The sequence below is a fragment of the Micromonospora sp. NPDC048170 genome (genome assembly GCF_040652795.1).
Taxonomy (GTDB): domain Bacteria; phylum Actinomycetota; class Actinomycetes; order Mycobacteriales; family Micromonosporaceae; genus Micromonospora.
In genome coordinates, this window is record NZ_JBEZMR010000001.1 from 1 (window position 1) to 14056 (window position 14056).

12 protein-coding genes are annotated in these 14056 nt (G+C 72.0%); 3 read left to right on the top strand and 9 right to left on the bottom strand.

Translation table 11 applies throughout. From position 1 onward, the window contains the following. The coding region (locus tag AB0D32_RS00005; RefSeq protein ID WP_357082243.1) for an AfsR/SARP family transcriptional regulator at nt 1-616 on the top strand (616 nt) is incomplete at its 5' end. Between the two features lie 163 nt (nt 617-779). On the opposite strand, the gene AB0D32_RS00010 is transcribed toward AB0D32_RS00005, so the two are convergent. Beyond that, complete coding sequence (locus AB0D32_RS00010; RefSeq protein ID WP_357082246.1) at nt 780-2012, bottom strand: cytochrome P450; 1233 nt, start codon at nt 2010-2012, stop codon at nt 780-782. A 242-nt stretch (nt 2013-2254) separates the two neighbouring features. On the opposite strand from AB0D32_RS00010, the gene AB0D32_RS00015 reads away from it, so the two are divergent. Beyond that, nucleotides 2255-3118 carry a 3-hydroxybutyryl-CoA dehydrogenase gene (locus tag AB0D32_RS00015; RefSeq protein WP_357082249.1) on the top strand — a complete coding sequence of 288 codons (864 nt, stop codon included), beginning with the start codon at nt 2255-2257 and terminating at the stop codon, nt 3116-3118. A 44-nt stretch (nt 3119-3162) separates the two neighbouring features. Continuing rightward, nucleotides 3163-3648, top strand: coding sequence for a pyridoxamine 5'-phosphate oxidase family protein (locus AB0D32_RS00020; RefSeq protein ID WP_357082252.1), 486 nt, complete (start codon nt 3163-3165; stop codon nt 3646-3648). Between the two features lie 27 nt (nt 3649-3675). Here AB0D32_RS00020 and AB0D32_RS00025 read toward each other — a convergent pair whose 3' ends face one another. The 8 genes from AB0D32_RS00025 to ispH all read right to left on the bottom strand — a co-directional run bounded on the left by AB0D32_RS00025 (nt 3676) and on the right by ispH (nt 13970). Beyond that, nucleotides 3676-4308, bottom strand: a complete 633-nt coding sequence (locus tag AB0D32_RS00025; RefSeq protein WP_357082255.1) for a hypothetical protein — start codon at nt 4306-4308, stop codon at nt 3676-3678. Nucleotides 4309-4311: 3 nt separating this feature from the next. Next, complete coding sequence (locus AB0D32_RS00030) at nt 4312-6036, bottom strand: acyl-CoA dehydrogenase family protein (protein ID WP_357082258.1); 1725 nt, start codon at nt 6034-6036, stop codon at nt 4312-4314. Between the two features lie 134 nt (nt 6037-6170). Further along, nucleotides 6171-7220 (bottom strand): methyltransferase, encoded by a 1050-nt coding sequence (locus tag AB0D32_RS00035; protein WP_357082261.1) that lies wholly within the window; start codon nt 7218-7220, stop codon nt 6171-6173. Further along, the gene (locus tag AB0D32_RS00040; protein WP_357082264.1) at nt 7220-7960 is read right to left on the bottom strand and encodes an N-acetyltransferase; all 741 of its coding nucleotides are present in this window, start codon (nt 7958-7960) and stop codon (nt 7220-7222) included. Before AB0D32_RS00040 ends, AB0D32_RS00035 begins: the two co-directional genes overlap by 1 nt. Nucleotides 7961-7978: 18 nt before the next feature. Continuing rightward, a complete protein-coding gene (locus AB0D32_RS00045; RefSeq protein WP_357082267.1) occupies nt 7979-8737 on the bottom strand; it encodes a hypothetical protein in 759 nt (252 codons plus the stop codon). Further along, nucleotides 8737-11748, bottom strand: coding sequence for an amino acid adenylation domain-containing protein (locus tag AB0D32_RS00050; RefSeq protein ID WP_357082270.1), 3012 nt, complete (start codon nt 11746-11748; stop codon nt 8737-8739). The genes AB0D32_RS00045 and AB0D32_RS00050 overlap by 1 nt, the downstream gene beginning before the upstream one ends. Nucleotides 11749-11989: 241 nt before the next feature. Continuing rightward, entirely contained in the window at nt 11990-12853 is an 864-nt protein-coding gene (locus AB0D32_RS00055; RefSeq protein ID WP_357082273.1) for a helix-turn-helix transcriptional regulator, read from the bottom strand. Nucleotides 12854-13025: 172 nt separating this feature from the next. Continuing rightward, nucleotides 13026-13970: a 4-hydroxy-3-methylbut-2-enyl diphosphate reductase gene (ispH, locus tag AB0D32_RS00060; protein WP_357082276.1), complete on the bottom strand. Its 945-nt coding sequence runs from the start codon at nt 13968-13970 to the stop codon at nt 13026-13028. Nucleotides 13971-14056: the final 86 nt, after the last annotated feature.

Genomic DNA, 14056 nt, shown 5'->3' on the forward strand with positions numbered 1-14056 from the left:
CCCCACCGCCCGCAAAATGATCCAAAACGCCGTCTCCGGCATCCGCCGCATCCTCACCACCGACACCGACCCCACCACCACCCCCACACTCCACACCCACCCACCCGGCTACCAACTCCGCATCAACACCGACACCATCGACCTCTACCAATTCCGCCAACTCGTCCGCGAAGGACGCCACGCCACCACCACCGGCAACCCCCACCACGGCGCCCAACTCCTCCAACAAGCACTCAACCTCTGGCGCGGACGCGCCCTCGCCGACCTCGTCGAAACCGGCACCAACTGGTCAGAACTCGCCGCCATCGAAGACGAACGACTCACCGCACTCGAAGACCACCTCGACGCCCAACTCACCTGCGGCAAACACCGCGAAATCACCCCCCAACTCGAAATACTCACCACCACCGAACCCCTACGCGAACGCCTCTGCCACCAATTCATGCTCGCCCTCTACCGCAGCGGCCGCCAAGTCGACGCCCTCCGCGTCTACCGACGCACCCGCGAAACACTCATCGACAACCTCGGCCTCGAACCCAGCCGAAGCCTCCAAGAACTCCACCAACGCATCCTCGAACACGACGCCAACATCCAAACCCCCGCACTCGTCGGCTGACCCGACCCGCCGGCGCCCCTGCGGGCCTCGCGCCTCCCGTACCGCCCGCGCCGTCCCCCGGTGGCGCGGACGCGGGCACGCCGACCGGCGACCGCGGCAGCCGCGAGGGTCCCGGACCCACCGCCGCCCGACCCGCCTTTCGGGCCGGGCCCGCGGTCGCCGCCTACCGGTGGTTCAGCAGCACCGGCAGCGCCGCCACGTCGTTCGCGATGAAGGAGTGCAGCGCCCGGATCTCCTCCGGCGCCACGGCCAGCGCGAGGTGCGGGAAGCGCGCGAACAGCGCCGGCACCGCCACGGCCGCCTCCAACCGCGCCAGGCGGGCGCCGGGGCAGAAGTGCGGGCCCGCCCCGAACGCGAGGTGGTCCTTGTTCCCCCGCTCGATGTCGAAGACCTCCGGGGCCTGGTGCACCGCCGGGTCGCGGCCGTGCGCCAGGTAGTTGATGAGGATGGCGTCGCCCGCCCGGATGACGACCCCCTCGCCGAGGTCGATGTCCTCCTTCGCCCAGCGCATCGGCAACGACGCCACCGGGCAGTGCACGCGCAGCGACTCCTCGATCGCCTCCGGCCAGCGACCCGGGTCGGCCAGCAGGGTCGCCAGCTGGTCCGGGTGGGCGAGCAGCTCGCGTACGGTGTGGTCGATGAGCGACACGGTCGTCTGGCTGCCGCCGCCGATGAGCAGCAGCAGCATGTCGACCAGTTCCTGCTCGCCGAGCGGCTCCTCGCCCTCCACGCGCGCCGCCAGCAGGAAGCTCGTGAGGTCGTCGGCCGGCTCGCGGCGCTTCAACCCGATCAGCGTACGCATGGCGACGTTCATGTCGGTGTAGACCGCCGCCGACTCCTCCTCCGGCACGTTGTCGGTGTTCAGCACCACGCGCAGGATCCGCAGCACCTCGGGCCGCAGGTCGTCCGGCACGCCGAACAGGTCGCAGATCATCCTCGTCGGCAACTGCTGCGAGTACGCGTTGTGCAGGTCGACGGGCTCGTCCGCCGGGCGGGTCGCCAGCTCGTCGAGCAGCCGCGCGGCGATGGCCTCCAGGTGCGGGCGCATCGCGTCGATCCGCTTCGGCGTCAGCGCGGGCGCCACGAGCTGCCGGAGGCGCTGGTGCTCGCGTCCCTCCGCGGTGGACATCGACTCCACGTCCACCCACGGCGACAGCCACTTGACGACGCCGGGGCTGTAGCTGGGCACGTTCTTCCTGACGTTGCGGGAAACGCCGGGGTGGGTCAGCAGGAGCCGGACCACGTCACCGCGCGTGATCGACCACGCCGACATGCCCTCCGGCAGCTCGACGGCCACCGCCGGGCCCACCGCACGAAACTCGTCCATCTGCGCGTACAGGCACCGGCCGCCGCGACTGTCGATCTCCGCGGTGGGGGCAGCGCTGAAGTCGATCATTGTGCGCCTCCTACGATTGTGAGGGAACGCAAAAAAAGGTAACGGTCGATCGGCAACTGTCGAGTAACGACTTTCTCGCATCCGCCACGAACCCGACTGGACAAAGGCGCAGATCATTGCGACGGGTTGGCGGACCACCCTATCGTCTCTCTCACGACACTCGTCAGGCAGCGGCGATCCCGCCCTACTCGTCGAATTCCGCGGCAAACCATTTCGTGAACGCGTGTGCGGAGGCAGAGAACATGGACAGCATTCGCCGTATCGGCGTCGTCGGCTGTGGGGTCATGGGCGCCGGAGTGGCCGAGACGTGTGCCAGGGCCGGGCTCGACGTGCTCGTCGCGGTGTCGCGACCGGCTTCCGTCGCGCCGGGCCGGGCGCGGCTCGTCGCGTCGCTCGACCGGGCGGTGAGCCGGGGCAAGCTGAGCGAGGCGGACCGGGACGCGGAACTGGCCCGCGTTTCCTTCACCGCCGACCTGACCGACTTCGCCGACCGCCAGTTGGTGATCGAGGCCGCGTCGGAGCAGGAGTCGATCAAGCTCGACGTGTTCGCCACCCTCGACAAGGTCGTCGAGGACGAGGACGCGATTCTCGGCTCGAACACGTCCTCCCTGCCGATCGTGAAGCTCGGTGGCGTCACCGACCGGCCCGAGAAGGTGGTGGGCATCCACTTCTTCAACCCGGCGCCGGTGCTTCCGCTCGTGGAGGTCGTCGGCTCGGTGCGCACCGACGCCCGCACCGTCGACACGGTCGACTCGTTCGTCACCGACGTGCTCGGCAAGCAGGTCGTCCGCGCCAAGGACCGCGCCGGCTTCGTGGTCAACGCACTGCTGATCCCGTACCTGCTCTCCGCCGTCCGGATGCTCGAGTCCGGGATGGCAGCGGTGACCGACATCGACAAGGCGATGACCCTCGGCTGCGCGCACCCGATGGGCCCGCTGCGTCTCGTCGACCTGATCGGGCTCGACATCGTGGCCGCGATCAGCGAGTCGCTGTACCGGGAGTTCCGGGAGCCGCACTACTCGCCGCCGCCGCTGCTCGCCCGCATGGTGGCCGGCGGCATGCTCGGCAAGAAGTGCGGCCGGGGCTTCTACGAGTACGGGCGCTGAGCATGTACGTCGCCGGGACGTCCCTCGCGGAGGTGGGCTGAACCATGGACCTCGTCGACCGTCTGCACCGCGTCCTCGCCGACGCGAAGTACCTGTCCCTGTCCACGGTGTCCCCCGACCGACGGCCGTGGACGGCGGTGCTCCAGTACGCGTGGCTGCCCGACCCGCTGCGCTTGCTGTTCGGCTCCGCGACGCAGTCCCGGCACAGCCGGCACGTGGCGGCCCGCCCGACGGTGAGCGGGGCCCTCTTCGTCGCCGGCGGCGGGCTCACCGAGGTCGACGGCGCGCAGTTCACCGGCACCTGCCGCGAGCTGACCCCCGACGAGGTGCACGCACACCACGCGACCTTCTACGACGCCCTGCTGCCGGACGAGGCGAGCAGGGCGGAGTACACGCTGCCCGTGTCGGCCCTGCTGTCACCGGCGGAGCACCGCGTCTACCAGATCTCCGTGGACCGCGTGTGGCTCGTCGACACGAGCACCTGGCTGGAGGACCGGATCGACCGCCGGATCGAGGTGGACCTGCCCTGACCAGGCGGATCCACCCCGATCCCGGGGTCACCCGGCCATCGTCGCCCAGAACACCGCCTCGTACGCGTGCACCATCCGCGCCGCGCGCAGGGCCTCCACCGGGTCGTCGCCCGCCCCCAGGCCGGTCGACACCACCTCGGCCGCCTGCTCCAGCACCTCGTCCGGCGTCTCCGCGAAGTAGCGGAAGTGGGCGACCGCCTCGTCCGGGAACCCGTACCGGGCCTGGAGCGCATCGGCCACCCGCGCGTAGAACCCGCCCGACTCCTCGACGTTGACCAGCAGCGCCAGCGGGATCGCCGACCGCGGCCCGAACACGGCGGTCCGGACGATGAAGGCGGGGTACGCCTGGGCGAGCGGTCGCGGCTCGTGCGCCCGCAGTTCCTTCTCCCCCAGTCCCACCGCCGCCGCGAAGGCCGGCAGCAGGCTCAACGCCTCCTCTTCGGCGCCGGCCATCGCCAGGAACAGCGGCTCGGGGAAGCGGGCCGCCAGGAACGCGAAGCTGCTCCGGTCGCTGGACACCAGGTGGTGCAGCTCGCCGGCCAGGGCGCGCAGTCGGCCGGTCGACACCTCACCGCGTTCCAACTGCTCCAGGAACCGGTTGGGCGCCATCTCCAGGGATCGCCGGCCCTGTGCCACCAGCTCTGCCACGTGCTCGTCCACTGGTCACCTCCGAATCGTGCGGTGCAGGTTCGGGCGGGTCGCCGGCCCCGGTGCGGGCTCGGCGATCCACGGCCCCTCGATGGACGCGTCGAGCACGCCCTCTTCCAACCAGGTGAAGCTGCCGCCCAGCACCCGCCGGGCGACCGCGACATCGTCGTGGTCGGTGTTCGTCCACAGCCGCCGGCAGAGTTCGGCCACCCGCTGACGGGACTGGCGGCAGAACGCGTCGGCCAGCTCGACGGCCGTGCCGCCGAGCGCCCTGGCGTACACGCAGCAGGCGGTCGTCGCGTACAGCTCGGCGGCCACGTCCACGACGCGGCCGAGGAACAGCTGCCGCTCGGCGACCGCCTCGCCCCACCGTTCCCTTCCGTCGGCGAGGTGTCCGGCCAGCTCGGCGCTCGTCGCGTCGACGAACGCCAGGTGCCCGGCCAGCACGCCGAAGCCGGGCGGCGGCACGAACGGCGTGGACCGGTCGGCCGGACGCTCCTCGTCGGCCAGCGCGTCGGTCCCGACGAACACCCGCAGCACCTCGCTGGAGCCGTCGAAGATCCGGCCGATGCGCAGGTCCCGGAACAGTTGCTCGACGGGGACGCCACGCTCGCCGCGCGCGGCGGCCGACTCGGCGGTCTCGTACCCGCGACCGCCCCGGATCTGCATCAGCTCGTCGGCGATCCGCCACGCCTGCTCCGACGCGAACAGCTTGGCGAGCTCGGCCTCCGTGTGCGTGTCCAGCAGGCCGGCGTCGGCGTGCCGGCCGGACACCTCGACCATGGCCTCCAGCGCGAAGGCGGTCGCCGCGATGTAGGCGATCTTGCCCGCCACCGCCTCGTGCTCGCCGATCGGCCGGTCCCACTGCACGCGGACGCCCGACCACTCGCGGGCGATCCTGAGACTCCACTTGGCGGCGGCGGCGCACACGGCGGGCATCGACAGCCGGCCGGTGTCCTGCGCGGCGAGCGCCACCTGGAGCCCCTGCCCCTCCGGCCCGATCCGGCGGCTCGCGGGCACCACGACCCGGTGCAGCCGGACGACGCCGTTCTCCAGGCCGCGCAGGCCCAGGAAGGAGCTGCGGTGCTCCACCGTCACCCCCGGCGCGGCGGCCTCCACCACGAACGCGGACATGCCCCCCGGGCCACGGTCCGACGGTGGGACCAGGGCCATCACCACGATCAGGTCGGCGATGGTGCCGTTGGTGGTCCACAGCTTCACCCCGTCGAGCCGGTAGCCGCCGTCGTCGGTGGGGGTGGCGGTGGTCCGCATCCGGAAGGGGTCGTTGCCGATGTCCGGCTCGGTGAGGGCGAAGGCGGAGATCTCGCGTACGCACCTCGGCAGCAGCTCGCGCCGCTGCGCGTCGTCGCCGAACAGCCTCAACGGCTGGATGAGGCCGATCGCCTGGTGCGCGGCGAGCAGCTCACCGAGCGAGGAGTGGGCGGTGCTGACGATCATCAGCGCCCGGTGGTAGCAGACCCCCGACAGGCCGAGCCCGCCGTACTCGCGGGGGAGCTTGATCGCGAACGCGCCGATGTCGCGCAGGCCGTCGACCACCTCGTCGGGGATCCGGTCCTCTCGCTCGATGAGCCGGCCGTCCACCTTGTCCGTGCAGAACGCGCGCAGTCGCGCGAGGAACGCCTCGGCGTCGGCGTCGAGCCCGGCGTCGGGCAGCGGGTCGAGCAGGTCGACCCGCAGCTTGCCGCGCAGGAGTTCGCTGCCGAAACTCGGTCTGGACATCGTTGCCTCCCCGGTCGACGGGTGGTCTGGATCGGGACACGGACGGGCCACGCCCGCCCCGCCCGGGGCGGTGCGGACGTGGTCCGTCCTCGACGTGGGTCAGGGCCGGTCCGGAAGCCCCCGGCCTGCTCGGGTCAGTTCGCCGGCACGGCCTTGATCAGGGAGAGTGGGCCGGCGGCGCCGTGGCCGCACCACTCGACGGTGAAGCCGGTCTCGGCGAGCAGGGCCCGGAACTCGCTCTCGGTGCGTTCCCGGCCGCCCGCGGTCACCAGCATGTTGATGTCCGTGTAGAACATCACCGGGTTGTCGGTGTCCGCGGTGTCCGGCAGCACCGACCCGACGATGAGCAGCGTCGCGTCGGCGGGCATGTGCGCGCGCACCGTGCTCAGCAGCTTCCGGGCGTTCTCGTCGTCCCAGTCCTGGAAGACGCTCTTGATGACGTACAGCTCGCCGTCGCCCGGCACGGACGAGAAGAAGTCGCCCGCCACGATCTCGCAGCGGTCGGACACCCCGGCCGCGGCCAGCACCCCGGCGGCCTCGGCTACGCCCGCCGCGCTGTCGAAGCACACCCCGGCCAGGTGCGGGTGGGCGCCGAGGATCGCGGCGAGCAGCGTCCCGTCGCCGCCGCCGACATCCACGACGGTACGCACGCCGGAGTAGTCGTACCCGGCCGCGACGAGTCGGGCCGACGCCCTCGACTCCTGTCCCATCGCCACGTTGAACAGCGTCGACAGCTCGGGGTGCTCGGCGAGGTGCACGTAGATGTTCTTGCCGTGCACGTGGTCGAAGGCGCACTCGCCGGTCTCGACGGTGTGCCTCACCTGCTGCCACGAGGAGAAGAGCGTGGGGTTGGTGAAGAACCGGGTGAACGCCCACAGCGAGTCCGGCGAGTCGCTGCGCAGCTGCTCCCCGACCTCGGTCAGCCGGAACTCGCCCGGCGTCGGCTCGGCCAGCAGGCCGACGGCCACGAGGGTTCGCAGCAGCCGGTGCAGCGACGGCGCGTGCGTGCCCGTCGCCTCGGCGAGCTGCGCGCTCGTGGTGCGGCCGTCGTGGACGTGGTCGGCGAGCTTCAGCTCGGCGGCGAGCGCGAGCGCCTGCGAGGCCATGTAGCCGCCGATGATCTCGATCAGCGCGGCGCGGTTGCGGATCTTCGGGGCCGACGTGGCCGGTACGGTGCTGGTCATCAAGCGTGCCTTTCCACGAGGGGGTGTCGGACCCACACGTTGGGTTCGACGTAGACGGCGTGGTCGTGGTCGACGTTCACCTCGACCGGGGTCAGGGCACCCGGCACGACGACCGGTCCGCTGGTGTCGAAGGGCAGCCCGGTCCAGGCGCGCCACTGCGCGAGGCTGCCGGAGATCGTCATGGAGGCCGGGCAGACCTTGAGGATCTCCGCGCCCGCCCGGACGTGGACGCGCAGCCACGGGTCGACGGGCAGGCCGTCGTCGCGGGTCCGGGTCACGTAGCCGGTCATCGGCACGTGCGGCTCGGTGTGCTTGCCGCTGGGCCGGACCGGCACGACGACGTCGCGGTACCCGTGCCGGCGGGCGTTGTCCGCGACCGCCGCCAGGGTGGCGCCGGACAGGTTGCGGGCCCGCATGCCCGGCACCACGGCCACCTCCAGCGCGCACAGCGTGGTGAGGTCGCGGCCCGCGAACGTGTCCAGCATGCTCATCTCGAGCGCCGCGTCCCAGCCGGTGTCGGGCAGGCTCACCGGGTCGCCGTCCCACGCGAACGGCACGCTGGCCGCGCGGGCGACCACCGTGTCGTCCGGGTCGACGACGACGATCTGGTGCTCCGGGTACCGGTCGAAGGCCCAGCCGATCAGCATCGGCTCGGGCGGGATGTACTCCGGCCACGAGGCTTCCATGTGGAGCATCCCGTCCCGCAGGTCCGGGCGCTCGGCGAGCGTCAGCGCGCGCATGGGTGTCACCTCCGGCGTTCAGGCGGCCAGGCTGCGCGCGGGCAGCGGGTCGACGGACATGGCGCAGTACTCGTCGGCGTGCTTGCGCAGCAGTGCCAGGTATTCGGAGCGGGGCACCGGGACCGCGCCGATGAGCTTCGCGTGGTCACCGTCGTGCTGGACGTCGACCGCCACGCCGCCGCTGTCCGCGACGCGCCGCACCAGGCACGCGACCGCGACCTTCGCCGCGCCGCTACGCAGGGCGAACTGGGAGTCGGCGCTGAACACGCCGCCGATCCGTACGCCGAAGGTGCCGCCGACCAGCTCGGCGCCCTCCCACACCTCGACGCTGTGGGCGTGCCCCGCCGCGTGCAGTTCGTGCAGGGTCGACACGAGCCGGTCGGTCAGCCACCGGGGCTCGCGGCCCACGCGACAGTGCTGGACCACCCGGTCGAAGCAGGCGTCGAGCGTCGTCGTCCACTCGACCTTGTTGCGCAGCTGTCGCCGCAGGCTGCGCTGGATGCGTGCCTGGTCGACCTGGATCAACGGGCGCGGGTCGGGCGAGCACCAGGCCACGGCGTACGGGTCTGTGCTCCCGGCGAGCACCGCGATCCGGCCGGCGGCGACGTCCGCCTCGTAGGTGAACTCGCTGACGATCTTCCGCTCCTCGGTGTCGGCCGGGAACGGGAACAGCCCGTGCCGGTAGGCGTCGAGCAGCGCCGACGCGGACAGGTCGTCGCCGAACGCGACCGGACCCTCGGTGGGGGCGTCGGTGAGGTCGATCCTCTCCCAGCCCATCACGCGGCCCGCAGGAACTCGGTGCGGGTGAGGTAGCCGATGTAGCGGTCGAGCATCTCCGCGTCCACCGTCGGGATCTCGATGCCGCTGCCGCGCAACGCATCCTCCACGTTGGTACGGGTGAAGACCGGGAACGTCGTCTCCAGGTACATCTCGGCGACGCTCATCTGGCCCGTCGCGCAGCGGTCGATGAACAGCGGCGTGAAGGGCGTCATCGGGTGGTCGGGTTGTTCGACCGCGACCCGCACCATCTCGTCGAGCCAGTCGGCCCACGGCACCTCGCGGATGTCGTGCCCGTGCGCCCGCAGGCGCTCGACCAGCTCCGAGATGTTGACCTTCCCGGGGTTGGTGAGGTGGTAGACCTCCCCGGTGGGCCGGGACGCCCTGGCGATGTGCGCGACGGCGGCGGCGAACACGTCGACCGGCGTGTAGTCCAGCGGCAGTTCCGCGATCGGGGCGGTGCCGGTGTCCACCACGAACTTCTTCATCGCGCACATCTCGGTGGCGGTGTTCCACGCGCCGTTGACCCGGTCGCCGGAGATGTCCGCGGCCCGGTAGATCGCCACCGGCAGCCCCCGCTCCGCCGCCCGGTGCAGCAGCGCCTCGGCCACCCACTTGCTCTCCACGTACCCGACGGAGAGGTGGTCGGCGTACGCCAGCGGGGTGTCCTCGTCGACGTGCCGGACCCCGGCGGTGCCGAAGCCCGCGACGACCGCCATGGTCGACGTGTAGTGGACCGGGACGTTGCGGTGCCGCGCGGCCATCCGGATGATCTCGCGGGTGCCGTCGACGTTCGCCGGCCGCATGTGCGAGTACGGGTAGATGAAGTTGACGGTCCCGCCGGGGTGGTGGATGACGTCGACCGTGCGGGCCAGCTCGTCGAAGGTCGCCTCGGAGAGGCCGAGCCCGGGTGCCGCGAGGTCGCCGGGGACGGCGACGATCCGGCCCGCCGCCCGGTGGCCGGCGAGGTCCTCGCCGAAGTAGTGCCGCGCGTTGGCCTGGAGGCGGGCCATGCCCTGCTCCGGCCCGTCGGCGCGGACGAGGCAGTGCACCACCGCGTCCGTGCTGGTCAGCAGCTCCCGCAGCAGGTAGATGCCCAGGAAACCGGTGGCTCCGGTGAGGAACACGTGGCGGGGGTCCTGCCAGCGCGGCTCGTCGGAGACGTCGCGCCGGATCGGGACGTCCAGCTCCGTCTCGGCGGCGAAGTCCACCCGCTTGCGGGTGTCGTCGCCGGCGAGCGTGCCCTCCCGGGCGTCGCGCACGGCCCGCGCCAGGCCGCGCGGCGTCGCGTCCTCCAGCAGCAGCCGGATCAGCGGACGCACCTGGGTGATGAGCACGCCGAAGGAGCCGCGGATCTTCGCGAGCAGTTCGGCGGCGAGGATCGAGTTGCCGCCCTGCGCGAAGAAGTTGTCGTCCGGCAGCACCCTGGGCACGCCGAGCACCTGCCCCCAGAGCCGGGCGATCCCGCGCTCCACCAGGTCGGCGGGGGTGTCGTCCGCGCCGTCCGGCCCGACCGTCGCGGCCTGCGGCACCGGCAGCGCGGCCAGGTCGACCTTGCCGTTGGTCTTCAACGGCAGCTCGTCGAGGGCGACGAACGCCGTCGGCACCATGTAGTCGGGCAGGTGGCGGCCGGTGAACTCGCGCAGCTCCGCGACGTCCAGCGGCCGTGGGCCGGTGTGGTACGCGGCCAGGCGCCGCTGGCCGTTGTGCTCGTACGTGGTGACGGCGACCGTGTCGATGCCGTCGTGCGCGGCCAGCGTCGCCTCGATCTCGCCGGGCTCCACCCGGAAGCCACGGATCTTGACCTGCCGGTCGATGCGCCCGATCACCTCGAGGTTGCCCGCGGCGGTCCAGGCGCCCAGGTCACCGGTCCGGTACATCCGCGCGCCGGGCTCGGACGCGAAGGGGTCCGCCACGAAGCGCCCGACGTCCTCGGTGAGGTAGCCGCGCGCCACGCCGCGACCGCCGATGTGGATCTCACCGCGTTCGCCGGGGGCGACCGGCCGGCCCTGCTCGTCGAGGACGTACACGGCGGTGCCGGGCAGCGGTCTGCCGACCGGGGCGGCGCCACGGTCCGGCAGCACGTCGGCGGTCAGCTCCATCAGGCAGGAGGTGATCGTGGTCTCCGTGAGCCCGTAGGCGTTGACCAGCCGCACCCCCGGCATCAGCTCCAGCGCCGTACGGCAGTCCTGCGCGTTGACCGCCTCGCCGCCCACGATCACCAGCCGGACCGGCAGCTCGCCGGCCCCCGTGGCGACCTCGGCGAGGAAGCGGCGCCAGTACGCGGGGGTCAGGTCCATCACGGTGATCCCGTAGTGCCGCAGGCGCTCCGGCAGCTCGCTGGGCGCCCACGCCAGCTCGGGCAGCACGAGCGTCGCGCCGCCGAGCAGCGCGACGGTGATCTGCTCGATGGAGGTGTCGAAGGAGAGGGCGCCGAACTGCAACACCCGGTCGTCGGGGGTGACGCCGTAGCGGCCGGCCAGCTCCCCGCACAGGTAGCTCAGCGAGTCGTGGTTCACCACCACGCCCTTCGGCGTACCCGTGGAGCCCGACGTGTAGATGACGTAGGCGGCGTCCCCGCCGCCCACCGACACGGCCGGGGCGGTCGCGACGCCGTCCGCAACGGTGGCGGTGAGCGCCGTGACGGGCAGGCCGGCGAACCGCGCCACGTCACGCTCGTGGGTGATGACGGTCGTACAGCCGGTCTCCTTCACGAACGCCTCGACCCGGCTGTCCGGCAGCCCCGGTTCCACGGGCAGGTAGGCCGCGCCCGCCTTCCAGATGGCGAGCAGGCCGACGATGGCGTCGACGGAGCGTTCCAGGTGGACCATGACCACGGAGTCGGCGCCGACGCCCTCGTCGACGAGGCGTCGGGCCAGGCCGTCGGCCCGGCGCTCCAGGTCCGCGTAGCTGATGCGCGCGTCGCCCTGCACGACCGCGGTCCGGTCGGGCTGCGCCGCCGCGCGGACGGCGATGAGTTCGTGAACACGCGGTTGCGTACGGAAGTTCATGTTTTCCCTCGGGTGTGAGCACGGTCGTACCCGTGGATTTACCTGCCGCTGACCCAACGAATTCGCAATGGGGACACTACTGCCTGAAGGCGGTTCCCCCGACTACCAGAATGAGCACGGGACGAATTGACACTACTCATCAGGGTAGTCATTTCGACATGATCGAAATTTCGTCGAATTCGACTCGCACAGCGTTGGAAATCGCGATGTCGCGGCGGCATCGGGAAGGGCCGGACGGCCCCTACGCCGCGGAGGAGACCGGCACGTGGCGGACGAGTTCCGCCCGCGAGGAGATGCCCAGCCGGCGGAACAGGCCACGCAGGTGGTAGTTGACCGTGTGCGGCGACAGCCGGACCCGGGTCGCGATCTGCCGGTTGGTCATGCCCTCGGCGACGAGCCGCGCGATGGCCCGCTCGACGCCGCTGAACGACTCCCACGCACCGCCACCGTCGGGACGGCGTTCCCTGGCGACGGCCGAGGAGCGCAGCCCGATCCTGCGCCGCAGGTCGGCGGGCATTCCGGGCTCCGCCGCCGGCCCGGCGGCGCGGGGCGCACCGGTCACCTCCCGCCGCCGGCGGAGGCGGTCGCGGTCGGCGTGCAGTGCCTGCCGCACGGCGGGCGGCAGGGCGTCGAGCACCGCCCACCACACCAGTTCGTGCCGGAACGCGAGCTCGTCGCCCGCCCAGTCGAGCAGGCCGGCGTCGAGCAGCGCGTCCAGGTCCGGCAGCATCTGGGCGGTGTTCCGCCCGGTCATCGCCGCCAGCTCCGCCAACCGGCAGGACCGGCCGAGCACGGCGGCCACCCGCAGCAGCTGCCAGGATCCGGTCGGCGCGCCGTGCAGCGCGGCCCGGACCAGGCCCTGGACCCGCTCCGGCGTCCGTGCCCGCCCGGGCCCGGCGGCGACGCCCTCGACGCGCACCCCGTCGAGCAACCCGGCCAGCAGCAGCGGGTTCCCCTCCGCGGCGGCGACGAGCACCCGCACGGCCGGCTCCACCACGGCTCCCAGCGTGTCGGCGACGAGCCGACCCACGGCCTCCCCGGACAGCGCGCCCACCTCGGCGAGCGTCCCGACCACCTGCGACAACTGCTCGTCCTCGTATCGCACAACACAATCGTGCACATGAATGTCTGCCGGCCTCAACAACGCCTTACCGACAGATGTGGCGAGCAATTACCCGCGCATGGGGCAGGCGGGAACACGGCAGCTTCCCCTACCGATGGCCGCAGGCCTGTTCGATCAATGTGACGACCTCGCGAGAAAGGCGGCGGCGTGACCGTCAGAGGGAGCGCACGGCGCCCGGCACGGTGAATTCGATGGTCTCGCGGGTGACCGTACGTTCCACCACGGTCACCGGCCCGCGTGCCCGCAGCGCCTCGACCACCCCCGAGACCAGGTGCGGCGGGGCGGACGCGCCGGCGGTGACCCCGACCGTGGCGACGCCCGTCAACCACTCCGGCCGGATCCCCGCCGCGTCCTCGATGAGGTGGGTCGGCCGGCCCGCGCGGCGGGACAACTCGACGAGCCGTTGCGTGTTCGCCGAATTCGTCGAGCCGACCACCAGCACGAGGTCGGACTCCTCGGCGACCGCACGCAACGCCGTCTGCCGGTTGGTCGAGGCGTAGCAGATGTCGGCCGAGGACGGCCCGCGCAGCGCGGGGAACCGTTCGCGCAGCACGTCGAGCACCTCGGCGGTCTCGTCCACGGCGAGCGTGGTCTGGGTCAGGTACGACACGCGGTCCGGGTCGGCCACCGCGACCGTGCGCGCGTCCTCCAGCGACTGCACGAGGACCATCCGGTCCGGCGCCTCGCCCAGGGTGCCCTCGGTCTCCTCGTGCCCCGCGTGCCCCACGAGGAGCACGGTGTCCCCACGGTCGGCGTACCGGCGCGCCTCCGTGTGCACCTTCGCCACCAGCGGGCACGTCGCGTCGAACACCTCGAGGCCGAGCCGGGCGGCCTCGGCGCGCACCACGGGCGACACCCCGTGCGCCGAGAACACCACGGTCGCGCCCACGGGCACCTCGTCGAGTTCCTCGACGAACACGGCGCCACGCGACTCCAGGTCGGCGACGACGTGCGCGTTGTGGACGATCTGTTTCCGGACGTACACCGGGCTGCCCCGGCTGGCCAGCGCGCGCTCGACGATCTCGATCGCACGTTCGACACCGGCGCAGAACGCACGCGGTGCCGCGAGCAGTACCGTTACGGACTCGGCTACGGACATCGCGCACTCCTTCCCACGCATCTCCGCAGTATCGAGCCGTCCTCTCGCAATCCGGTGGCATCCGGGTGGAGCCCCGGCGGTGACCC